A 23,587-nucleotide genomic window follows, 5' to 3' on the forward strand; every position below is an offset into this window, starting at 1 on the left:
TCGGCCGGCCGATGGCGTACGGCGCGGGGCCATGAAACGAAGCGAACAACAGAAGATGAACACGTCCAAGCGTAAGACCTTGCAGCAGCTTGCCGCCGCCGGTGCGGCGCGAATCGGTGCACGTGCGCGGTCGGCGGCAAGTGCGCCGCGATTCTTCGCGGTCGAGCAGGTCGCGGGATCGTACCGCTGGTGGCAGCGTGCGACGAGCGCGCTTCTCGCGCTGGCGATGTTCATCGGACCGATCACGGTTACCGTCGAGCAGGGCCGCGATGCAGCCGGCGTGCTCGGCGCGGGCAATCGCCGTCTCGACGACGACGCATGGCAGCGGCTGCTCGATCTCGCGTCGCTGCGCGTCCGATTCTCGATGCAGCTCGCGGCTGCCGCGCCCATCGTCGATCCCACGGCGCCGATCTCGTTTCAGCCTGCCATCACGCAGTCGACCGGCGCAGGCGGCGGCGTGCCGGTCGTCAATATCACCGCGCCGAACGCGGCCGGCATTTCGCTGAACCAGTATCAGCAATTCAACATCGATCCGGTCGGGCTGATTCTGAACAACAGCCTGATGTCGGGCACGTCGCTGACGGGCGGCAACGTGCAGGCCAACCCGAACCTGAACGGCCGCACGGCGAGCGTGATCGTCAACCAGGTCACGTCGACCGGCAATGCATACGCGAGCTTGCTGAACGGTCCGCTCGAAGTGTTCGGCGCACCCGCGGCCGTCGTGATCGCGAATCCGAACGGGATCACGACGCGCGGCACCGGCTTCACCAACACGATCGGCGTGACGTTGTCGACCGGCGCGCCGCAGTTCCTCAGTGGCGTCGGCGGCAGCGCGACCGACTTCGCGAACGCGAAGGCGCTCGGCTACAACGTGACCGGCGGTCACCTGCAGATCGAAGGCAATGCCGGCGTCAACGGGCCCGGCGCGGGGATCGAGGGGACCGTGGGCACGATCGACCTGATCGGCGAGACGATCGGTATCAACGCGCCGCTCTACGCCGGCACGCGCATCAACGTGATCGCCGGGCGTCAGTTCGTGACACCGGCCGCCGTCGATACGTACGGCACCACGTACGGCACGACGTCGAACGGCTCGGACAACTCCGCCGCGGCGATCAATGCCGCGAACGGTGGCGCGAATCGTTCGCTCGCGATCGATGCGACCGCATTCGGCGCGATGACGGCCGGGCAGATCCAGGTGGTCAGCACCGCGGCGGGGATGGGGGTGCGGTCCGACGCGCAACTTGCCGCGAACGCAGGCGACTTGCTGCTGTCGGCGAACGGCGACGTATCGGTCGCGGGCTCGGCCGCGCAGCAGCAGGCGACGGTCCATAGTGCCGGCAACGTGTCGATGACCGGTACGCACATCGGGGTCGGCGGCTACGCGATCGACGCGAATGGCGACGTGACGTCGACCGGATCGATCCAGTCCGGCGGCAAGCTTGCCGTGGCGGCAGGCGGCAACGTGAACGTCGCGAATGCACAGGCGCACGGCGACATGACGGTCGCGGGTGGAACGAACGTCACGCTCGGCGACGTACAGGGCGGCGGTACGTTGTCCGTTACCGCGCGCGGCACCGACGGCACGGGCGACGTGAACCTGAACGGCACGTCGGTCGTGACCGGCGCGACGACCGTGCAGGCGGCCCGCGACGTCAACGTGAACGGGCAGACCAACAGCGACACGCTGCGCGTGACCGCGCAACGCGATGCGACGGTCAACGCGGCGCTGCAGACCTCCGGCGCGCTGGCGTTGACGGCGACGCAGGGCAACGTCGTCACGCACGCGACGGTGAAGAGCGGTGGCGATCTTGCGCTGACGTCCGGACAGGACACCGTCGTCGCGTCGCAGGCGACCGCGCAGAACGCGGTCAGCGTGCAGGCGGGGCGCGACCTGAGCGTGAGCGGGTCGCTCGCGAGCGGAACGACGTTCGCCGCCGATATCGCGCGCGACGCGTCGGTCGCCGGCTCGCTGATGGTCGGGACCGACGCACGTGTGGACGCGGGGCGCAACGTCGATACGTCCGGTGTCGCGATCGTCCAGCGCAACGGGTTACTGAGCGCACGCAACGACATCACGGGAAGCGGTTCGATCGCGTTCGGCCAGAACGGCGCGTTGAATGCCGCGCATGACGTCGCGCTGACCGGCAAGCTGCTCGCCAATGGTCTGCAGGTCGACGCGGGCAACAGCGCGAACCTCGGGACGGTCCAGGCGGGTGGCGCATTCGGTGTGACGGCAAACGGCAACGCTGGCGGCGGCGACGTCGTATTCAACGGCAACGCGGCGGCACTCGGCGCCGCCGACGTGCGCGCGTCACGCGACGTCGTCGTGAACGGCACGCTGGCCGGTGGCGCGCAGGTCGCGCTTGCCGCGCAGCGCGACGTGATCGTCGGCGGCAACGGTACCGTACAGGCAGTCGGCGATCTGGCGATCACGGCGGCCAGCGGCAGCGTCGCGTCGGCCGGCACGTTGAACGGCGCGGGTGCGCTGACGGTGCAAGGCGCGCAGGATGTCGCGCTGACCGGCGCGACGACCGTTACGGGCGACGTGACCGCCACGGCGGGCCGGGATCTCGTGATCGGCGGTGCGTTGGCTGGGCAGGGCGTCGCGACGCTCACGGCCGCGCGCGACATCGTCGCCGGCGGCACCAGCGGCTTCGCGCAGGACACGACGTTGAGCGCGGGGCGCGATATCGGCGTGACCGGTGCGTTCCAGGGGCGCGCCGTCTCGATGACGGCAACCGGCTCGATCGCGCTGAATGACGTGCAGGCCAACGCGGGGCTTCGGCTCGCGACGCGCACGGGCGACGTTTCGATCGGCGGCGACGTGAATTCGCTGACGAGCGGGACGATCGATGCGGCGCGCGACGTGATCGTCAATGGCACGCTGCGCACGGCAAGCGGCCTGGTCATCGGCGGCGGCCGCAATACGTCGATCGGCGGGACGGTCCAGTCGAACGGCGACGTCGCGCTGACGAATGCGGCCGGCTCGCTGACGAGCACCGGCAATATCCAGTCGGGCGGCAATCTGTCGGTGAACGCCGCGCAGTCGGTGGATCTGGGCACGCATTCGACGTCGTCGCTCGGCGACCTGACCGTGAACGCGGGGCGCGACCTGACGATGAACGGCTCCGTCGTCGCGCAGGGCAACGGCACGCTGAACGCCGGCGGCGCGATCGACGGTGCGGCCGCCGTTGCGTTCGGGCTTGCGGCGAACCTCGGTTCCGGCGGCGATACGAATCTCACCGGCTCGCTGCGCGGCGGCAACGTGCGGACGACGGCCGGCGGATCGGCCACGCTGCACGACGTGCAGGCTGCGTCGACACTCGCGCTCGGCGCGGCGAACGACCTGAGCGTGACCGGTGCGGTGACGGGCGGCGCGGACGTGGTGCTGGCCGCCGCGCGCGATATCGGCATCAGCGGTTCGTTGCAGTCGGCCGGCAACACGTCGCTGCGGGCGACCGGCAGTATCGGATCGACCGGTGCGATCGCGAGCAATGGTGCGTTCGACGCGCAGGCAGGCAGCGACATCAATCTTGGCGGCAACACGACCGTGTCGCACGACACGACGCTCGCGGCCGGACGCGACGTTAACGTAAGCGGATCGCTGGCCGGGCAAGGACAAGGCATCGTCAATGCGGCGCGCGACATCGTCGGCGCAGGCACATTGACGTTCGGTCAGCAGGCCACGCTCGAAGCCGGGCGCGACGTCGCGCAGCGAGGGCTGATCCAGGGACAGTCGGTCAGCGTGACGGCAGCCGGCAATGTGGCCGTGAACAACGTCGAATCGACTGGCACGATCGCGCTGCGCGCGAGCGGTACGAACACCGCAACGGGCGCAGGCGATCTGCGCATCGACGGTTCGGTCGCCGCCGCGGGCGCGATCACGGCGTTCGCGCAGAACGACGTTGCGATCGGCGGCAAGGCCGCGAGCGGTTCGACGGTCGGCGTGACCGCGCAGCGGAACATCGCCGTGAGCGGCGCGATCGAGTCGGTCGGCGATACGGCGCTGGCTGCGCGGCAAGGCAGCCTCAACGCGACCGGCGGCATCAACAGCGGCGGCAAGCTCGATATTGCGACGGGCCTCGACCTGTCGCTCGGCGCGAGCACCAGCGCGATCGGCGACGCGACGCTGACGGCCGGCCGCGATGCCACGCTGAACGGCACGATGGTCGGACAGGCGAACGGCACGGTCACGGCCGCACACGACATCAACGGCGGCGGCAAGCAGGCGTTTGCCGCGACCGCGAACTATGCGGCGCAGCATGACGTCGCGCTGACCGGCGGCATGCAGGCGGCCGCGATCGCGGTGACGGGGGGGAACAACGCGACGTTGCACGATGCGTCGTCGTCGACCACGTTGACGCTGACGGCGAATGGCAACGCCGGCGAAGGCGATGCGGGCATCACGGGTGCGGCGTCCGCACAGGGGGCGGCGAACGTGACGGGGGCGCGGGATGTGTCGATCAGCGGCACACTCGGCAGCGGCGATGCGCTCGCATTGACCGCGCAACGTAACGTGACGGTCAACGGCGGCGTGGAGTCGAACGGCGATCTGAAGGCAATCGCCACGAACGGTAGCGTCATGCTCACGGGGGCGACCACGACCGCGGGTGCGTTCAGCAGCCTGTCCGGGCTCGATACGCAACTCGGCGGCCAGATCGCGGCGAAGTCGACGAACGTGCAGGCCGGTCGCGATATCGCGTTGACGGGGACGCTCGCGGGTCAACGCGACGGCACGCTGAGCGCGGGCCGCGACATCAACGGTGTGGGCTCGGCGGCATTCGCCCAGTCGGCGACGTTCGATGCCGCGCACGACGTCGCGCTGACGGGTGCGCTGCAAGCTGCGGCCGTCAACGTGACGGGCGGCAACAATGCGGGGCTCGGCACGGTTCAGGCCGTCAACGGCAATCTCGACGTCACCGCGAAGGGCGGTGCCGGCGGCGGCGATGTGACGCTCGGCGGAGCGGCCACCGCATTCGGCGCGATGCAACTGCAAGCCGCACGAGACGTTTCCGTTGCGGGCGCAATCAACACCGGCGGCACGACGACGATCAATGCGGCGCGCAGTGTCGCGCTTGCGGCGGTCAATTCGGCGGGCGATCTCGCCGTAACCGCTTCGGGCGGCAGCGCAAGTGCGACGAGCCTGACGACGCAGGGCAACCTGAACGTCGGCGCCGCACAGGACATCTCGGTGACCGGGCAGAGTGTCGCGGGCGGCAATGCTTCGCTGAACGCGGGCCGCGACATGACGCTCGCAGGCATTGGCGCGCAGCAAAACGGCACGTTGACGGCGGGTGGCTCGGTGACGGCCGACGCGATCGCGTTCGCGCACCAGGCGAGCGTCACCGCGGGCGGCAATATCGCGGTGACGGGTAACGTCGCGACCAACGGCGATCTCGCGATGACCGCCGGCAACGACTTGTCGGCCGGCTCGGTGCAGGCGGGCGGCGCGATCGGATTGCGGGCGCAGGGCCATAACGGCGCCGGCGACGTGATGGTGAACGGCGCGGTGACGTCCGGCAACGTGACGACGATCGCGGCCGCGCGTGATGCGGGCATCGGCGGCGCGGCATCCAGCGGTGGTGCGCTGAACGTGACTGCGGGGCGCGACCTCGGTGTCGCGGGCGCGATCAATGCGACCGGCGACGCGACGCTGACTGCGACGGCGGGCAATCTCGGTGTCGGTGGCGCGGTCATGTCGACCGGGAATGTGCGGGCCAATGCGGGCGGCGGACTCGCGCTGCTTTCCGGCGGGCTCGTGAACGGCGATACGACGTTGACGTCGGGCGGTGCGATGACGCTCGGCGGCGCGCTGTTCGGTCTCGGGGCCGTCAGTATCAACGCGGGCGGTGCGCTCGGCGGCGGCGCGGCACTGACGTACGGCAAGGACATCGCCGTCAATGCCGGAAACAGCATCACGCTCGGCGCGATTCAGGGCGCCGGCAAGCTGACGGCGGTGTCCGGCGGCGACATGTCGCTCGGTGCGACCACCGCGGTCGGCGACGTGTCGGCAAAGTCAACGGGCGGCAGCGTGTCGTTCGGCGGCTTGTTGCAGTCTGGCGGCAATGTCGCGGTTCAGGCCGCGAACAACGTGTCGCTCGCGGGCGGTGTGGGTTCGATGGGGACGGTCGACGTCAACGGCATCGGCGGCAACGTGTCGGTCGCGGGTGTGTCGGCGAACGGCGACGCGACGCTGCATGCCGGACAAACCGTCGCATTGACCGGCAACAGCATCGTTGCGGGGCAACTGGGCGTGTCGGGCGGCAACGTCACGCTGATCGGTTCGGCCGTCGGATCGAAGAACGTGACCGTTTCCGCGCAGGGAACGGTCGATGCCGGCAATGCATCGCTCGTCGCATCGCAGAACCTGCAGGTGAACGGCGCGAACGTGACGCTCGGCAATGCGACGGTCGGCGGCGCGCTCACCGCGCAGGCATCGAACCAGCTCACGCTGGCGGGTGGCAAGGCGGTGAACGTCGTCGGCAACGCGACGTTGGTTTCGCAGAACGGGCTGTATAACGCCGCGAACGTGCTGGCCGGATCGCTCGACGTGTCGGCGCCGAACCTGACGAATGCGGCCGGTGCATCGCTCGCGTCGATCGGCACGACGACGATCAATGCATCGAGCTTCGCGAACGCCGGGCTGGTGAACGGGACGACGACCAACGTCACCGTCGGCGGCGCGCTGACGAACGTGGGCGGCTCGCTGATGGCGGTGAACGCGCTCAACGTCAATACCGGGACGCTGAACAACCAGAACGGGATCGTTTTTGCCGGCAATCCGCAGGCCGCGACCGGTGCCACCGGCGACGTGTCGCTGACGATCAATGGCGGCAACGGCGCGTTCTACAACGCGGGCGGACAGTTGCTCGCGCAACGGAACATGGGGATCAGCGCGGTCAACATGGCGTTCGATCCGTCGCAGGGGACGATCAGCCAGGGCGGCAACCTGTCGATCACGGCCGGGTACGTGAATGTCGGCGGCACGTGGAATTACGGCGGGCAGAGCGTTTCGCTGACGGGGCTGAACGGGATCACGAACAACGGCACGATCACCGGGACGTCGCCGTTGACGTTGACCGCAGGCGGGAGCTTCGAGAACCACGGGCAGGTCACCGGGGCGGATGTGACGTTCAACGGCACGCTGAATAACGCGGCCGGGGCGGTGGTGCATGCGGATAACGCGTTGACGCTGAACGGCGATACGACGAACCGAGGGACGGTTGAGGCAGGCGGTGTGCTGACCGTGAACGGGGGGAATTACGACAACCAGGGTGCGACGACGCAGTCGAAGGGCGACGCGAATTTCAATCTCGGCGGTTCGCTGCTCAATACGGGTGGTTCGATATTTGCCGGCCGGAACATTGGCATCTCTGCGGCGCAGGTGATCAACGATCAGACTGCGCCGCAGGGGGCCGTCACGACGACCACGCAGGTCAGCGACCCGGCGCTCCTGATGTCAGGGTCGGTGGGCTGGGTGGTCGTTGGCTACGAAGATGTCAAAAATGGAGACCATGGCTACGTTCAGGCTGCGTACAAATCGCTGCCTGCGACGGTCGGTGGCCTGCTGGCGCCGACGGGCTCGACCACGAACACCGGTTTGATGTCGGCTTCCGATCCGGTCGCGACGTCCGGCACGGTGACGTTCTATCAATACAACGTACAGACCGGCACCAATGACCACGGTGTTTCGCAGTCTTCAAACTACTGGTTCATTGGAACCGGGCCCGGGGCCGGTGCACTCAAATCGGCGACGTTCACGTTGCCGACCGTCTATCAAACGACGACTACCCAGCAAGCCGGAACGTCGGGCGTGATTTCCGCCGGCGGCTCGATCTCGCTGACTGCCGGTACCTTGTCAAATAAGGGCGGGCAGATCGCGGCGCAAGGCGACATCGCACTCAACGTCCAGTCGCTGAGCAACGGCGCAGTTGCGCCGACCATGACGGTCAACAACTCGACTTATGTCGATCAGGCCCAGTACGCGAACTTTCTGGCGCAGCTTGCGGCGCTCGGAACGATCGGGGTCCAGGGCACCGGCAATCCGACCGGCGCTTTCAATTGCGACGGCGGCAACTATTGCCAGGTGGGTTCGCCTTACCTGCCGACGACGTTCCAGATCAACAAGGGGGCAGCCGCGCCTGCGGCGACCGGCACGGTGACCTTCACGACGCCGACCGGCATGATCGCGGCGGGCAGCAACCTCACGGTCGGCGGCGGCAATCTGACCAACGAGGGGCTGCTGTATGCCGGCAACAACGTCGCCATCACGTCCGGCTCGCTGACCAATCAGGGTGGCAACCAGCAGAACTACGCGAGTCAGGTCGGCTGCGCATCCGGCGTGCCGAACTCCGCCTGCGGCAACGCGGGCCAACCGCGCGGCAACAACCCGACCACGACGACGTTCGGCTACAGCCAGAACGACGCGACGATCTATGCGGGCCACGATCTCGTGATCGCAGCCGGCCAGATCAACAATACTTACGGCAACCTGCTCGCGGGCCACGACATCGTCATCGGCGGTGTCGGCACGACCGCAAGCTCGACCACGCCCGCACAGAGCTTGAACAACACGTCCGGCAACATCGTCGCGGGCAACGACATCAAGCTCAACGTATCGGGTGCGATCACCAACAATCTGCCGCCGCCCGTGCCGGTACACGAGAACTACGGCAAGCACGAGCAATACTCGGGCTGCATGACAGCGGGCGGCTACAAGGAAAGCTACTGCGAGGGCTATGTCGACCAGCAGTCGGGCAGCTCGTCGGTGATCAGCGCGGGCAACAACCTGCAGATCAACGCGGGCAGCCTGACGAACATCGGCAGCCTGATCGCGGCCGGCAACAACGCGACGATCGCCGTCGCAGGCCCTGTCGTGAACGAGGCGCAGGTGCTGAACGCCTACTGGCACTCGCATTGGGTGCAGGAAACCGGCATGTTCAGCAGCGACAAGCGTCACGACATCTGGGCGTGCGGCACGCCGGAGCAATGCAAGGCGTTGTACGGGAGCGCATACACGAGCACGGGCGGCACCATCGATCCGCCGACGCCGGTCGGCAACATCGCGGCGACGATCCAGGCGCCGAACCTGTCGATCTCGTCGGGCGGGCAGATCCAGAACGTCGGCAACGTGATCGGCACGTACGTGTCGCTGACGGGCCAGAAGCTGATCAACGGGATCACGACCGCTAACACCTACACGCCGCGTGTCAATGCGCCGTCGCAGGTCATTTCGCTGAGCCCGGTGGACTTGCCGGGGCTGAACCTGTCGGTGCCTCGTGCCGTCGGCACCGGCAAGCTGCCGACACCGGTCGCGGGCGCTGCGTCGTACGTCGACGCGTCGCTCGGCGGTTCCGTGCTGGGCTCGCTCGGTCCGCAGGACTTGCTGAACAATCTGCCGTCGGCGCTGCAACCGTCGTCGACGCTGTTCTATTACAACCCGCAGGAAGAGGACCTGCTGTTGCAGCAGGCGGCGCTGAAACAGACCGGCAAGTCGAGCTTCGTCGACGGGCTGACGTACGACAACGAGAAAAACCTGTCGGTGACGGCGCAGGAAAAGATGTACCTGTACCAGAACGCGATCGATTACTCGAAGGCGCACGACCTGCAACTGGGCGCCGCGCTGACGCAGGAGCAGATCAACACGCTCGACAAGCCGATGCTGTGGTACGTCGAGCAGACGGTGCCGGACCCGTCGTGTCATGCGACGGGAGCGGTGTCGTGCCCGACGATTACCGCGCTGATGCCGCAGGTGTATCTGCCGCAGGACACGCAGGCGCTGTCGGCGGGCGGCAACATCTCCGGCCACGACGTCACGCTGAAGTTCAATCAGGACGGTAACGGCAGCATCCTCAATACGGGGAGCATCACCGCGTCGGGGACGCTGAGCGTCGACACGCACACGCTGACGAATCAGGCGAATCAGGTTGATGTCGGCGAGATCTGGCAGAAGGTCGATGGCGGGTATCTGAAGACGACCGGGACGGTGGTGCAGCCCGGTGGGTTCATGAGCGCGGCGAATATGGACCTGAACGTGCAGACGCTCAACCAGATTGGTGGGGCGCTGCAGAAGCTCGCGGCCGACGGAACGATTGATCAAAGTGGGACCCAGCAAGCGCTTGCGGCGCTTCAACACCAACTCGGCGGCAATTTCACGCAGACGGCACTGAGCGACAACCTTCATCAGGATTTCGTGAAGGAAGGCGGCTCGTTCGGGATGACGCAGATCTTCTCGATGGTCGTTGCTGTTGCCGCGGCAATCATGATGCAGCCGGAAATATCCGCTGCGATCGCGTCGATGTCGGGGGCTGCCGAAGCGGCGACCACGGCGGCATTCATGGCGGCTCAGCAGGGGCTGACAGGTGCTGCTATTACAGCGGCGGCAAGTGCGGCAGGCGGTTCGCTGGCCGTTGGTGGGTTGGCCAACACGATGATTGCAGTCGGGCTGAGTTCGTTTGCATCGAGCGCGCTCGGCCAGGTGGTCGCTAGCGGCAAGATCGATTTCGGCGCGAGCCTGAAGAATGGCCTGATCGGAGCCGTGACTGCCGGGCTGACGAACGGCATCACGTTTGACAGCGGTTCGGGCTCGTTCGGGTTCAGCGCGAATGCTGCATTCGAGGGAAGTGCGCCGTCTCTTTCGGCGCTGGCCGGTGTGCAGACGACTGGTAACGCGTTGGTGCCACAGGCTGGAGCGGCGGCAGGATCGCTTCCCACGGCAATGCTTGCGATATCTGCAAACGCAACGATTCAGGCGGGCGTACAAACGCTGATTGGTGGGGGAAGTTTCCTCGATAGTCTGCGTGACAGCCTCGTCAGGGATGCAGCCGCCGCTGCTGCTTATGCGGTCGGAAACGCAAAAGAAGCAGGAGCATTTGGCGACGGGACGACGGCCGAGCTGGCTTATGTGGCGTCGCATGCCGCGCTTGGATGCGTTTCGGGTGCCGCTAACGGACAAGGATGTGGCGGAGGGGCGATTGGCGCGGCGGCCAGTGCGGTGCTTTCACCTGACGTTCTCAAACTGATCGACCCGACGGGGGCTCCGCTTAATCCTGCGCAACAGGCAACGCTGGCCGCGATGGGAACCGTTGTGGGCGGTGGTTTGGCCGACTTGGCTGGTCAAAATGTGCTCGGCGCGGTCGCTGCGGCTCAGAACGAGGTACTCAACAACGACACAGCGAGTCCCGGCCACGTTGCTAGCGCAGCTAGTCGCGGGGGGCTGGTGAGCGCAGCTTGGGACACCGTTCTCACGATGGTTATGCCGTGGAGAAGCCAAACCGTTCAAGCTTACCTGGAGCCCGTTACGTCGACGATAAAGGGTGTCGGCACGCTTGCCCAAGAGAACTACAAGAATCAGTCTCAACCGCCCGCCGATGCGAATAAGCAGCTTTCCGATGGAGACAACAATAACAACCCGAGCGGGACAGCTGGAGCCGTTGTCACACCTCCGTTGTTGATGTGCATGCCGGGCGGCGGATGTATAGTTTTGACGCCTGTCGGGGCTGCCGGAGCGCTGAGCGCGCCGAGTCAGGCAATATTATCAAGCGGGTCCGACAGCGGGAATGGTATTGCAGGGGACGGCAATGGAGGTATTACACCGAATCCGGGTAAGACGACGGTATACGTATCAATCGGTGAAGACGGTGCAACGCAGTATGTAGGAATTACCGATGATTTGGCTGCGCGCGCGGGTGCGCATATGCGCGCGAAAGGAATCGAAATTGAACCGATAACGGGTCTACAGAATATCTCTCGATCGGATGCTAAAGCAGTTGAGCAGGTGCTTATCGAATATAATGGGCTCGGGAAAGACGGGGGAACGCTCATGAACAAGATAAACAGTATCGCTGCACGTAATCCAGTATATTCTGATTCTCTTCGGAGAGGTTTTTATTTGCTGAAGTCCGTCAATTTTCCGGGGTTTAAATAATGGCCCGATATGGTGATGTATATTCGATCAATACGTCTCGCGGAAAGGCATATCTGCAGTATGTATGCAAGATGCCTCCTATGGGGGCGTTGATCCGCGTTCTGCCAGGAATCCATAGTGCGCCGCCGCAGGTCATGGGCGATCTGGTTGCTGAATGGACAAATTTCTGGATATTTTTCCCTATATCGACTGCTGAAAAGCAGGGTGTTGTTGAGAAAATCGGGCATTTCGCCTTGCCCGATCATTCAAAAACGCCTCCTCTATTTAGAGCGGGGAATCGCGATCCATCGACTGGTAAGGTGGTGGATTGGTGGTTTTGGGACGGTGAGAAAGAGTGGCGAGTTGGTGCGATTACAGAGGATCAAAGAAAGCTGCCAATTCGCGGTGCATGGAACGATACTATGCTTATTAAGCGCATTGAGGAGGGGTGGCTTCCTGAGAAAGATTCTCGCTAAAGGAAGATTATTTAAAAATAATGACGCGTAAGGTGGTGGCGCCGCATGCGGTCAAGTCATCAAAATAGAACCGTGCGGCGTACTGGTATGTGGCATTTTTCAAAAACTGCGTGTGACGATCCTGGCGAAAACGTTCCACCCACAACAAAAAAGAATGCGAGCACCTATTCTGTCGGGAATCTGCAACCGATCAACGTACCGTTCTATTGCGAACAGTACGCGCAAACTCTGTAGATCGATCGGCCACGCTTTACAGCATGTCACGGAGGTAGACCAGAGTTGAAGAACTCCGTTCATATTCGATTCTGCAATGGAAAACCATGTTGAGGAACGTATGTTGTTTGATCCAGTTCGTACAAGAGAGGTAGTCATTGACGGTGCCCTTCCCCGGGTTATGCGCACACCCTATGTGGACGGGCAGCCAATGGGAAACATTGCTGCGCACAACATGTCCGACGTGGTTCGGGCATGGCTGGTGGGGTTGGCTGAGGAGGCTACCCCAGTAATCTCTCGCTCGCTTAGTTGGATTGAAAAGGCAATTGCGTCGGATGAGGACTTCGGGGTGAACAGAGATCTTCATCGAGTTACGTTGCATTGGGCGAAAGCGATCGCTGAGTGGATGGATACCGGCTGGAACAGTGCCGAGTGGGAGAGCGCGAGAATCTTCGAAGAGGCCGCCTCACCGGGAGGAAATCGAATTGAATCGGGTAAAGATCGAGCTGATGGAACGGAAGGGTGGGCGGTATTTCCTCTTGGGAAGGGAGTTTTCTGGAGTTGGCTTCGAAATCGGGCTGGATAAAAGGGTGCATGCGATAGAGCTGGTGAATGGTATCGAGGCGGGGGGGTATCATCCATTTTGCGCTAGCCCCGGTGATCAACTTGATCAGGTTGATCTCACCGGAATGCTGTCTGATTACGAGGTGCCGTTGTATCAGGGGCATTCATTCAGTGGAATCGGATACGAATTTGATGATGGGGTGTGTACGCGGGAAGTCTTTATGCGGAATGGCATCATGTATTCAGAGGCCAGGTGGACCGGGGCCGGTCAGATGGTTTATTTTGATGTTCCTAATGATGAGTTTGGCGAGGTTTATGAGTGGTACTCGTCCGGTGAGTTGAGGGGTGTAGATGTAACGACCAATTCCGAGTTTCATGGCGGGATGCGCTTTTCCGAGGACGGGGAGCTCGTAATTTTGAGTGCTTGCAATGGTTTTTTGGAAGCTGTTCCGCGGATAGCAAGAAAGGCTCGATTTTTTCCTATTTCTGATATTCATGATATCGAGAGACTTAAGATATCGAGTGGTCTGACTTTATTCGGAGGGGATATTGAAGGTGAGTTCTTTCGCTATTTGACGGATAGCGGTGTGTTGAAAAAAATTGATGTGCTGAAGTTGATAAATGTAGGGGTGAATTTTTTGAATTTGATTGATCTTCCGAATTTGAGGGAGTTGTATGTGGATGGGGTCGAGTTAAGAGGAATCAAGTGCGGAAGTGGCGAGTGCCTTGATGTCGAGTCATTTGCGAAACAACGAAGGTTATCCATTAAGGTTTTTGTGGAAGGGCGCGAGGTAATGTGATTTTAATTGTCGACGTTTTCTACGCCAATGACAGTGCGCATGCCGCAGGAATAATGATTGAATCATGGGAGAGCAGCGTGGTGGCCGAAAGGCTGACAGCTGCAGTTGACGGACTTCCGAGCTACGTCCCCGGAAAATTCTATTTGCGTGAATTGCCGTGCATCGTCGAATTGCTGAGGCATGTTGAACATCCGCTTGAGCGTGCCGATAACGGGCACCAACGGCTTCAAGCGATCGATCCTCTACGTGCTGCGCGCGGCTGATTACAGCTTCATCGCGTACGGTCAGGTGGTCAAACAATAAACGCACGGTCGCACCGCACACGGCGCGTCGGCGCGCCGCGTGCGACGGCCCGATCAATACGTTCCGTCAACAACGAAAGCCACGCATCCAATGAAGAACTCTTCCAAAGCCGCCCTGTTCGGTTGCGGCCTACTCGTGACGCTGCTGTCCGGCTGCGCCACGGTGCCGAATACCGACATGAAACCCGAAGCGCGTCAGAATCTGCATTCGATCGCGATGCTCGACGTCATCGAGCCGAAGCGTGTCGCGGTCGTCAATTTCGGCGGCGCGGCGGGCGGGTTCGGGCTGATCGGCGCGCTCGCGCAAGGCGCCGTCAACGCAAGCCATACGAGCACCTATACGGATCACGTCGCGGCCGGCAAGATCGTGTTCGCGCCGGACATTGCAGAAGGCGTGGCGGGCCGCCTCACCGGCAACGGCTATCAGGTCGTGAAGCTGGACGGCCAGAAGGTGAAGCTTGCCGATGACGGCAAGTCGGACGACTACTCGGCGATCCAGACCGACGCGGACGCGATCATGAACGTGTGGTTCACGTCGTTCGGTTATATCTCGCCGCCCAACCAGCTCGACTACGTCCCGTGGGTCGTCATCCGCGCGCGCATTCTCGACGCGAAGACGAAGCAGGACCTCTATTACAAGACGTTCGCGTGCGGCTACGACATCAAGGCGAACAGCGTCCACGTCGACAGCGATTTTGCCTACAAGTACGGGAGCTTCAGCGATCTCGAGAAGAATTTCGACAAGTCGGTGGAAGGGATCAAGTCGTGCGAGAAGTTGGTCGCGGACCTGATCGGTCGGGATCTGGCGCGTACGCCGGCGCCGGCCACTGCGTCGACGACGATGACGACGCCTGCAGCCACTGCGACCGCCGCTGCCACTGCGTCGAAAAAACTTTGACGCGCCTGCAGGATCGTCGCGATAAGCGTGGCGAATCCGGCAGTGCTTGAAGAAAAAGCGGGAAGGGAAGGACTGCATGCAGCCGGGCGGTTGTCACGCCGCCCGGCCGCTCGCGAAAGCGACGGGCTTACTTGTCGCTATCGCCCTTGATCTGCGGCAGCGCCGACGCTTCACCCGGCGTCAGCAGCCCGACTTGCGAATACACGCGCAGCTTGTCGCGCGTATCGGTGATGTCGAGATTGCGCATCGTCAGCTGGCCGATACGATCGCGCGGCGAGAACGTCGACGCCACCTTCTCCATCGACAGGCGTTCCGGCTGATACGTGAGGTTCGGCGACTTCGTGCTCAGGATCGAGTAGTCGTTGCCGCGGCGCAGTTCGATCTTCACTTCGCCGGTGATCGCGCGTGCGACCCAGCGTTGTGCCGTTTCGCGCAGCATGATCGCCTGCGGGTCGAACCAGCGGCCTTGATACAGCAGGCGGCCGAGGCGGCGACCGTTCTCGCGGTACTGCTCGATCGTGTCTTCGTTGTGGATGCCGGTGACGAGACGCTCGTACGCGATGTACAGCAGCGCGAGGCCCGGGGCTTCGTAGATGCCGCGGCTCTTCGCCTCGATGATGCGGTTCTCGATCTGGTCGCTCATGCCGAGGCCGTGGCGGCCGCCGATGCGGTTCGCTTCGAGCAGCAGCTCGACCTGATCCTTGAACTCGACGCCGTTCAGCGCGACCGGCTGGCCGGCTTCGAAGCGCACCGTCACTTCCTCGGCGGCGATCTTCACGTCGTCGCGCCAGAACGCGACGCCCATGATCGGGTTCACGATCTTGATGCCGCTTTCGAGGCTTTCCAGATCCTTCGCTTCGTGCGTCGCGCCGAGCAGGTTCGAGTCGGTCGAATACGCCTTCTCGGCCGACATCTTGTACGCGAAGCCGGCCTGGTTCATGAATTCGGACATTTCGGCGCGACCGCCGAGCTCGTCGATGAACGTCTGGTCGAGCCACGGCTTGTAGATCTTCAGATCCGGGTTCACGAGCAGGCCGTAGCGGTAGAAGCGCTCGATGTCGTTGCCCTTGTACGTGCTGCCGTCGCCCCAGATGTTGACGCCGTCTTCCTTCATCGCGGCGACGAGCATCGTGCCCGTCACGGCGCGGCCGATCGGCGTGGTGTTGAAGTACGTGACGCCGGCGGTCGTGATGTGGAACGCGCCGCTTTGCAGCGCCGCGATGCCTTCGGCGACGAGCTGCGCGCGGCAGTCGATCAGGCGGGCGCCGGCTGCGCCGTATTCGATCGCGCGTTTCGGGATCGCGTCGTAATCGTCTTCGTCGGGCTGGCCGAGGTTCGCCGTGTATGCGTACGGGACGGCGCCCTTCAGTTTCATCCAGTGCAGCGCGGCGCTGGTGTCCAGGCCGCCGGAGAAGGCGATACCGACCTTCTGGCCGGTCGGGAGGCTTTCGAGAATCGTGCTCATAGGAATTACCGTGGATTGAAGCCGGTGGGATCGTATTTCGCGGAATATGCGAGTATCGGCTGTCCGGGAAGTTGGGGCAAGGGCTGATTTTGGTGCGGAACCGTCGTCGCGCCTGTTGCGGCGGGCCTGACGGGCGGTTAACCGGCTGGAGAACGCCGTGCGGGACGGCGTTGCATCGCCGCCGAAACGCGCGCTGAAGGGCCGGGCCGCGGCCGAATTCCGGGGCCGGATCGGCGGTCAAGCAGGGGGCGCCGTCGCCAATGCGCCGTCTTGTTGCACAGAAAGGCATATGAAAGACCGGCGCGTGAAACCGAAGCCTCAGATATTCCACGACCGCGCGGTATCGAGCAGCCGCTCGCGCAACTGGTCGACTTCGCCGGCCAGCTTGGCCGTGATCGACACGTAGCCGGACAACTGCGGCGGCGCGTCGTGCAGCGGGTCGACCGGCCGGCGGCGCGGGGCAAGCCGGCTCGGCGTGCCGAACTTGAGCGCGCGGCTCGCGCCGACCAGCGTGTCGCGGATGCGCCGGTTCATGCCCTTCATCTCGACGCGCACGTATTCGCGGGCCGCCACGTCGTCGGCGGCGGGCAGCGCGCTCGACAGGATCTCCAGATACCCGATGCACAGGCGCAGGCTGCGCTGGATCGCCTCGAGCTGCGCCATCGACGTCTCGCATTCCTTCGACACCGACGGCATCAGCGAGCGCAACTGCACGAGCAGCGTGCTCAGCGCGGCCATTTCCTTCAGGTGCGCGTCGTCGCTCACGTGGCGGTCGCCCGCGAGCCGCGCATGCACGGCCGCGCACGCGCGCAGCGCGTCGGCGAGCTTGTAGCGCCACGAATAGGTCGCGTAGAGCGGCAGCGCGAACGAGAACGCCAGCGCGATCGCGATGCCGACCAGCACGTTCACTGCGCGCCACAGGCCGTCGACGATCTCGTTGTCGCCGTGCCCGGCGACGATCACCATCGTGATCGCCGACAGCAGCGCGATGTAGCCGGCCTTGCCGATCGCGTGATACGCGCAGATACCGCACCCGACGGCCATCAGCAGGTAGATCGCGAACGGCGCGTGCAGGAACGAGTAGAGGAGGATCAGCCCCAGGCCCGCCAGCGCGCCGATCGACGTGCCGAGCGCGCGCTCGGCCGCCTTCTTGCGGATGTTGCCGTGATGCTGCAGCCCGCCGACGACGATCAGCACGGTGATCGTCGACCATTCGCCATGCGGCACGTTCAGCCCCGTGGACAGCGCGATCGACACGAGAATCGCGAGCGCGACGCGCGCCGCATGGATCAGCTTCGCGTGCCGGTAGCGGCGGTACGGGTCGAGCAGCGGGCGGAGCGCGTGGCGCACGAGCGGCGGCAGTCGGGTCGGGAGCGGGGCGGTCATGACGGAGCGGGAGTGGCGGGAACGCGCACGGCGGCGTGCGCGGGCCGGCGCCGCGCCGCATGCGCAGCTGACGTAACGCTAGCCGAACGCGCGCGGGCTGTCCACGGCGGGGCCGCCAGGCCGTGGCTGGGCGGCAGGCGGCCGCCTCGTGTCACGCGGCCCGCCGGATCACATCGCGTCAAGCGTCGGCCGCACTCGATTGCGCGTCCAGCACGCGGTTGCGGCCGCCGGATTTCGCGCGGTACAGCGCTTCGTCGGCGCGTCGCAGCAGCGTCGCGGCGTTCATCCGGCCGTCGGCGGCGGTTGCGGTGCCGATGCTGGCCGTGACGCGCCCGTACGGGCTCTTCACGTGTTCGATGTCGAGCCCCGCGATCGCGCGCCGGATGCCTTCGGCGACGATCGCCGCGCCCGGCGCGTCGGTGTCGGGCAGCGTGACGACGAACTCCTCGCCGCCGTAGCGCGCGACGTGGTCGCTGTCGCGGCGCAGGCTGCGCGTCAGCGATTGCGCGACCTGGCGCAGCACGTCGTCGCCGGCCGGGTGGCCGTAGTAGTCGTTGAACGCCTTGAAGTGGTCGACGTCGACGAACAGCACGGACAACGGGCGGCCGCTGCGCGACGCGCGCTGCGCTTCTTTCGCGAGCACCGTGTCGAACGTGCCGCGGTTGTCGAGGCCCGTCAGCGAATCGGTGTGCGCGAGCCGGTACAGCTTCGATTCGGCGTCCTGCCGGCGCTTCAGCTCGCGCGACAGCGCGAGCGAGCCCCACGCGATGAACGCCGTGAACAGGCTCATCAGCACGACGGTCCAGATCGCGCGGTGGCGCCACGCCGCGTAGACGTCGATCTCGGCGGGCGCGACGTCGACGATCAGCGGCAGCCCGGCGAGATGCTTGTAAACATAGATGCGCCGCACGCCGTCGATGGCGCCGACACCGGTCAGCTCGCCGGCGCGGCCGCGCTGCGCGTCGATGAACAGCGGCGAATCGTGCAGGTCGAGGCCGACCACCCGCGTGTCGTAAGGCAGGCGCGACACGAGCGTGCCGTTGTCCTCGACGATCGCCGCGCTGCCGTGCCGGCCGACCGCGAGACCGTCGAGCAGCGCGCGGAAGTAGTCGATGCTGAGCGTACCGACGACGATCCCGCCGAACGTGCCGTCGGGCCGGTTGATCCGGCGGCTCAGCGCGATCGTCAGCGCGCCGCCGCGCAGCCGCGACGCGTACGGCCGGCTGATGTAGAGGCCGGGGGCGAGCCGGTCGCGATGCACGGCGAAATAGTCGCGGTCGGCGAAATTGCCTTGCCGCGCGGGCGACACGCTCGAATCGATCGCGATATTGCCATGCGCATCCATCACGAAAATCGAGCCGAGATAGGCGCCGGTGGCCGCGCGGTCGAACAGCAGCCGGTGGCGCTGGCGCGGCGGCAAGGTCATCAGTTCCGGATCGGCCATGCCGTCGACGACGTTTTGCAGCGACAAATCGTAGAGTTCGATATTGCGCGCGATATCGCGTTCGATCAGCAGCATCAGGTTGCGCGCATTTTCGACCGCATGGCCATACGCGTCGCGCCGTGCCTCGATTAATAGCGACGTGGAAAGTCCCCAACTGAACATCAGCAGGACGATGCCCGCCACGAGTACGCCGCGGGGCGACAGAATGCGTGCCACGATCGACGCGGTATGGCGGCGCAGCGTGGCGGGCAGCGGGAATGACTTCATCCTCGGGGGGCACGGGCGGCGGCTACTCGCGTCGTTGGCGGTTCCGCGCGCGGATTATTTCGAATTAGGCGTCATTATCCCGCGAATTCGTGCATTTCGCCCGCACATGCAAAACATGCATGCGGAGGCGGCGATTCGAAACGGTTACGCATCATTACCTCATGGCGTGCGGGCGACTGATTTGAATCAATTGGCAGTGTCGACCTTTTTGTCTGATTAATCGCATAATCATCAGTCGATTTTGCCTATTGCCGCGGCATTTGGCGGATCGGGACAGGATTACAGGGTCTCCGAAGAATCGAAAATCGAATGACCCGATCGTAGTCGTGGTTTTTGCGACGTGTGGGAAAGGGCGACGGCCGGCGCGGCCAACCCGTTGATTCCGCGAAGTCTCCGGCACGGCGGCGGGCGGCGCGACCTCAGCTGTCCCCCTATCGAATCAGGTAGAATCCGCGCTTCGCCGCAGGCGCCCGCCGCGCAACGCGTATCGGGGCCGCATCGAATGCATCGCAGGACGCGCACCGCGCTCCAATTCCGCATGCGCCGGCTACGGATGCCGGCCCGCTCAACGTTCGTGTCGTTTATGTCCGCCATTCCGAATTCCGACCCACCCGGTTCGTCCGCGAACCCACCCAAGCTTCATCGCGCGCTGAAGGCGCGCCACCTGACGATGATCGCCATCGGCGGCTCGATCGGCACGGGCCTGTTCGTCGCGTCCGGCGCGTCGATCTCGCAGGCCGGCCCCGGCGGCGCGATGGTCGCGTACATGCTGATCGGCCTGATGGTCTACTTCCTGATGACGAGCCTCGGCGAGATGGCCGCGTTCATGCCGGTGTCGGGTTCGTTCGCGACCTACGGCGCGAAATACGTGGACGAAGGCTTCGGCTTCGCGCTCGGCTGGAACTACTGGTACAACTGGGCGGTGACGATCGCGGTGGAGCTCGTCGCCGCGCAGCTCGTGATGCACTACTGGTTTCCGGACGTGCCGGGCGTGTGGTGGAGCGCGGCGTTCCTCGCCGTGATGTTCCTGCTCAATGCGCTCACCGTGCGCGGCTTCGGCGAGGCCGAATACTGGTTCGCGCTGATCAAGGTCGTCACGGTGGTCGCGTTCATCGGCGTTGGCCTGCTGATGATCTTCGGCATTCTGAAGGGCGCGCCGGCGAACGGCTGGGGCAACCTGACGATCGGCGACGCGCCGTTCGCGGGCGGCCTGCCGGCGCTGATGGGCGTCGCGATGATCGCGGGCTTCTCGTTCCAGGGCACCGAGCTGATCGGCGTCGCGGCCGGCGAATCGGAGCACCCGCGCACGACGATTCCGCGCGCGGTGCGCCAGGTGTTCTGGCGGATCCTGCTGTTCTACGTATTCGCGATCTTCGTGATCGGCGTGCTGATTCCGTATACCGACCCGAACCTGCTGAAGACGGACGTGACCGACATCGGCGTGAGTCCGTTCACGCTCGTGTTCCGCCACGCGGGCCTCGCGTTCGCGGCCGGCGTGATGAACGCGGTGATCCTGACGGCCGTGCTGTCGGCCGGCAACTCGGGCATGTACGCGTCCACGCGGATGCTCTACAACCTCGCCACCGAAGGCCGTGCGCCGAAGGTGTTCGCGAAGCTGTCGCCGGGCGGTGTGCCGCGCAACGCGCTGTACGCGACCACTGCTGTCGGCGCGCTGTGCTTCTTCACGTCGCTGTACGGCGACAAGACCGTGTACCTGTGGCTGCTGAACACGTCGGGGATGACGGGCTTCATCGCGTGGCTCGGCATCGCGGTCAGCCACTACCGGTTCCGCAAGGGCTACGTGAAGCAGGGTTATTCGCTCGACCAGTTGCCGTACCAGTCGAAGTGGTTCCCGTTCGGCCCGCTGTTCGCGTTCGTGCTGTGCCTCGTGATCGCGCTCGGCCAGGATTACCAGGCGTTCCTCGCGAACCGGATCGACTGGGCCGGCGTGACCGCGACCTATGTCGGCATTCCGCTGTTCGTCGTCGTGTGGCTCGGCTTCCGGTTCCTGAAGAAGAGCCGGTTCGTGCGCTACGAGGACATGGAGATCGCGCCGTGGATCGCCGCGAATCGCGGCGCGCAGCGGCAGCCGGTGGCGAACCGCGAAACCGCGGGCTGACGCCGGCGCGGCAGGCAGCCGCGCAACGGACGACGAAACGGGAAGCCGCGCGCTTCCCGTTTTTTTTGCCCGGCTTTTGCCTGCGCGGGGTCAAAGCCGGTTATATTGCCCGACCCTACCGGGCCACGGCCCGGCCGGCGCGACAGGCGCGGCGCGGATCGGCATCCGGCGCGCGCGACGCGCGGCGGCCGGCGAGACGCCAGGCGTTTTCATCGTTCCGTCCGGGCCGGCATGGCCCGCGGAGCGCGCAACCCAGAGGAATTCATGAGCGCATCACCCGCCGAGCGGAAGGCCGGACCCGTTTCCATCGTGCGAATCGAAGCCGCGATCAATGCGTGGCGCGAAGTGTACCCGCCGGCGCCGGACGGCGAGGACGGCTACGCGCTCGACGCCGGCAGCAACTGCCTGGCCGAGCTGTACGGCACGATGATCTGCTATCAGTTGCCGGACGTGCCGCTCGACACGCTGAGTAACGAGCAGCGCGACGCGCTGTATGCGACCGAGGTGTGATGCGGTCGGCACGATGCCGCGGCGCGGCGTCGGTGAACGAACGGGAAGCCTCGCGGCTTCCCGTTTTGCTTTGCGCGGCCCCGGACGTCGCCGCCAGCACGACGCTGCTCGAGCCGGGATCGGCGCCGGCTGAGGTATCGTGACGGGATCGGGAAGCAGGCGATCGAGGAGGCCGGTACGGATAGCCGGCAAGGGTGACCGGTGCGGGCGCTGCCCGCGCGGTGCCGGATGAGCGTCCGTCGCCTGTCCCGGGAGGATTCGAACATGGAGTTGAGACACCTCCGCTACTTCGTCGCGGTGGCCGAAGAGCGGAATTTCACGCGGGCGGCGGAACGGCTGCATATCGCGCAGCCGCCGCTGAGCCGGCAGATCCAGCAGCTCGAGGAAGCGCTCGGCGTGCCGCTGTTCGAGCGCACCGCGCGGCCGCTGAAGCTGACCGATGCCGGACGCTTCTTCTATTCGCACGCCGTGCAGTTGCTCGCGCAGACCACCGAACTCGAATCGATGACGAAGCGGGTCGGCAAGATCGAGCGCAGCATGTCGGTCGGTTTCGTCGGCTCGACGCTGTACGGGATGCTGCCGAAGATCATCCGACGCTTTCGTAGCGAATATCCGGCCGTCGAATTGAGCCTGCACGAGATGTCGACGATGGACCAGATCAAGGCGCTGAAGGAAGGGCGCATCGACGTCGGGTTCGGGCGCATCCGCCACGAGGATCCGAGCGTGCGGCGCGTCGTGCTGCGCGAGGAGCGGATGATCGTCGCGCTGCCGGTCGGCCACGTGCTCGACAGCGCGAAGCCCGTGCTGTCGCTGCACGATCTCGTCAACGACACGCTGATCATCTTTCCGAAGGCGCCGCGCCCGAGCTACGCGGACCAGGTGCTCGCGGCCTTCCACGATCGCGCGCTGCAACCGCGCAGGATCTACGAGACGCGTGAACTGCAGATCGCGCTCGGCCTCGTCGCGATGGGCGAGGGCGTGTCGGTCGTGCCGCACAGCGTGTACGGGCTCAAGCGCGACGACATCAGCTACAAGCCGCTCGACGATCCGAACCTCGTGTCGCCGATCATCATGAGCATGCGGATGCTGGACGAGTCGGAGGACATTCGCGCGATGCAGGCGCTGATCTACCGGCTGTACGACGAAGCGCAGATGGAGTATCTGCCGCCGCAGCCCGAATGAGCGCGTGGCCGATAGGGGCTTGCTTGACGCTGTGCGCGCGGCCGGGCCACCAT

At 64.8% G+C, this 23,587-nt stretch carries 12 protein-coding genes; 9 read left to right on the top strand and 3 right to left on the bottom strand.

Going from position 1 to position 23,587, the window contains the following annotated elements; genetic code table 11:
• Nucleotides 1–55: 55 nt before the first annotated feature.
• From HWX55_RS15145 to HWX55_RS15160, 5 genes are all read left to right on the top strand, one after another.
• Nucleotides 56–11,929 carry a filamentous hemagglutinin N-terminal domain-containing protein gene (locus HWX55_RS15145; protein WP_244140581.1) on the top strand — a complete coding sequence of 3,958 codons (11,874 nt, stop codon included), beginning with the start codon at nucleotides 56–58 and terminating at the stop codon, nucleotides 11,927–11,929.
• An 80-nt stretch (nucleotides 11,930–12,009) separates the two neighbouring features.
• Entirely contained in the window at nucleotides 12,010–12,384 is a 375-nt protein-coding gene (locus HWX55_RS15150; RefSeq protein WP_244140579.1) for a hypothetical protein, read from the top strand.
• A 698-nt stretch (nucleotides 12,385–13,082) separates the two neighbouring features.
• A complete protein-coding gene (locus HWX55_RS15155) occupies nucleotides 13,083–13,961 on the top strand; it encodes a hypothetical protein (protein WP_175976292.1) in 879 nt (292 codons plus the stop codon).
• Nucleotides 13,962–14,141: 180 nt separating this feature from the next.
• Nucleotides 14,142–14,264: a hypothetical protein gene (locus HWX55_RS36340; protein WP_279612682.1), complete on the top strand. Its 123-nt coding sequence runs from the start codon at nucleotides 14,142–14,144 to the stop codon at nucleotides 14,262–14,264.
• A 90-nt stretch (nucleotides 14,265–14,354) separates the two neighbouring features.
• Nucleotides 14,355–15,161 (top strand): hypothetical protein, encoded by an 807-nt coding sequence (locus HWX55_RS15160; RefSeq protein WP_175976293.1) that lies wholly within the window; start codon nucleotides 14,355–14,357, stop codon nucleotides 15,159–15,161.
• Between the two features lie 127 nt (nucleotides 15,162–15,288).
• Here HWX55_RS15160 and argG read toward each other — a convergent pair whose 3' ends face one another.
• From argG to HWX55_RS15175, 3 genes are all read right to left on the bottom strand, one after another.
• Nucleotides 15,289–16,626, bottom strand: a complete 1,338-nt coding sequence (gene argG, locus HWX55_RS15165; RefSeq protein ID WP_050018060.1) for an argininosuccinate synthase — start codon at nucleotides 16,624–16,626, stop codon at nucleotides 15,289–15,291.
• A 318-nt stretch (nucleotides 16,627–16,944) separates the two neighbouring features.
• On the bottom strand, nucleotides 16,945–18,012 hold the full coding sequence (locus tag HWX55_RS15170; RefSeq protein WP_175976294.1) for an FUSC family protein: 1,068 nt from the start codon (nucleotides 18,010–18,012) through the stop codon (nucleotides 16,945–16,947).
• Nucleotides 18,013–18,190: 178 nt separating this feature from the next.
• Nucleotides 18,191–19,723, bottom strand: a complete 1,533-nt coding sequence (locus tag HWX55_RS15175; RefSeq protein WP_175976295.1) for a sensor domain-containing diguanylate cyclase — start codon at nucleotides 19,721–19,723, stop codon at nucleotides 18,191–18,193.
• Here HWX55_RS15175 and HWX55_RS15180 point away from each other — a divergent pair.
• The 4 genes from HWX55_RS15180 (at nucleotide 19,662) to HWX55_RS15195 (ending at nucleotide 23,534) form a co-directional block, all read left to right on the top strand.
• Nucleotides 19,662–19,943 carry a hypothetical protein gene (locus HWX55_RS15180; RefSeq protein WP_175976190.1) on the top strand — a complete coding sequence of 94 codons (282 nt, stop codon included), beginning with the start codon at nucleotides 19,662–19,664 and terminating at the stop codon, nucleotides 19,941–19,943. The genes HWX55_RS15175 and HWX55_RS15180 overlap by 62 nt on opposite strands.
• 363 nt (nucleotides 19,944–20,306) lie before the next feature.
• On the top strand, nucleotides 20,307–21,842 hold the full coding sequence (locus HWX55_RS15185) for an amino acid permease (RefSeq protein ID WP_175976296.1): 1,536 nt from the start codon (nucleotides 20,307–20,309) through the stop codon (nucleotides 21,840–21,842).
• A 264-nt stretch (nucleotides 21,843–22,106) separates the two neighbouring features.
• Entirely contained in the window at nucleotides 22,107–22,352 is a 246-nt protein-coding gene (locus tag HWX55_RS15190; protein WP_047901546.1) for a DUF3717 domain-containing protein, read from the top strand.
• A 264-nt stretch (nucleotides 22,353–22,616) separates the two neighbouring features.
• Complete coding sequence (locus HWX55_RS15195; RefSeq protein ID WP_050018064.1) at nucleotides 22,617–23,534, top strand: LysR family transcriptional regulator; 918 nt, start codon at nucleotides 22,617–22,619, stop codon at nucleotides 23,532–23,534.
• Nucleotides 23,535–23,587 lie beyond the last annotated feature (53 nt).

Source organism: Burkholderia sp. BCC1047 (assembly GCF_902833155.1).
Lineage (GTDB): Bacteria > Pseudomonadota > Gammaproteobacteria > Burkholderiales > Burkholderiaceae > Burkholderia > Burkholderia sola.

Bases quoted from the DNA above. Each gene is read 5' to 3' on its own strand.
- HWX55_RS15145 (WP_244140581.1), top strand. From the start codon at position 56: ATGAACACGTCCAAGCGTAAGACCTTGCAGCAGCTTGCCGCCGCCGGT.
- HWX55_RS15150 (WP_244140579.1), top strand. From the start codon at position 12,010: ATGGGGGCGTTGATCCGCGTTCTGCCAGGAATCCATAGTGCGCCGCCG.
- HWX55_RS36340 (WP_279612682.1), top strand. From the start codon at position 14,142: ATGTTGAACATCCGCTTGAGCGTGCCGATAACGGGCACCAACGGCTTC.
- HWX55_RS15160 (WP_175976293.1), top strand. From the start codon at position 14,355: ATGAAGAACTCTTCCAAAGCCGCCCTGTTCGGTTGCGGCCTACTCGTG.
- argG (WP_050018060.1), bottom strand. From the start codon at position 16,626: ATGAGCACGATTCTCGAAAGCCTCCCGACCGGCCAGAAGGTCGGTATC.
- HWX55_RS15170 (WP_175976294.1), bottom strand. From the start codon at position 18,012: ATGACCGCCCCGCTCCCGACCCGACTGCCGCCGCTCGTGCGCCACGCG.
- HWX55_RS15180 (WP_175976190.1), top strand. From the start codon at position 19,662: ATGCGTGCCACGATCGACGCGGTATGGCGGCGCAGCGTGGCGGGCAGC.
- HWX55_RS15175 (WP_175976295.1), bottom strand. From the start codon at position 19,723: ATGAAGTCATTCCCGCTGCCCGCCACGCTGCGCCGCCATACCGCGTCG.
- HWX55_RS15185 (WP_175976296.1), top strand. From the start codon at position 20,307: ATGTCCGCCATTCCGAATTCCGACCCACCCGGTTCGTCCGCGAACCCA.
- HWX55_RS15190 (WP_047901546.1), top strand. From the start codon at position 22,107: ATGAGCGCATCACCCGCCGAGCGGAAGGCCGGACCCGTTTCCATCGTG.
- HWX55_RS15195 (WP_050018064.1), top strand. From the start codon at position 22,617: ATGGAGTTGAGACACCTCCGCTACTTCGTCGCGGTGGCCGAAGAGCGG.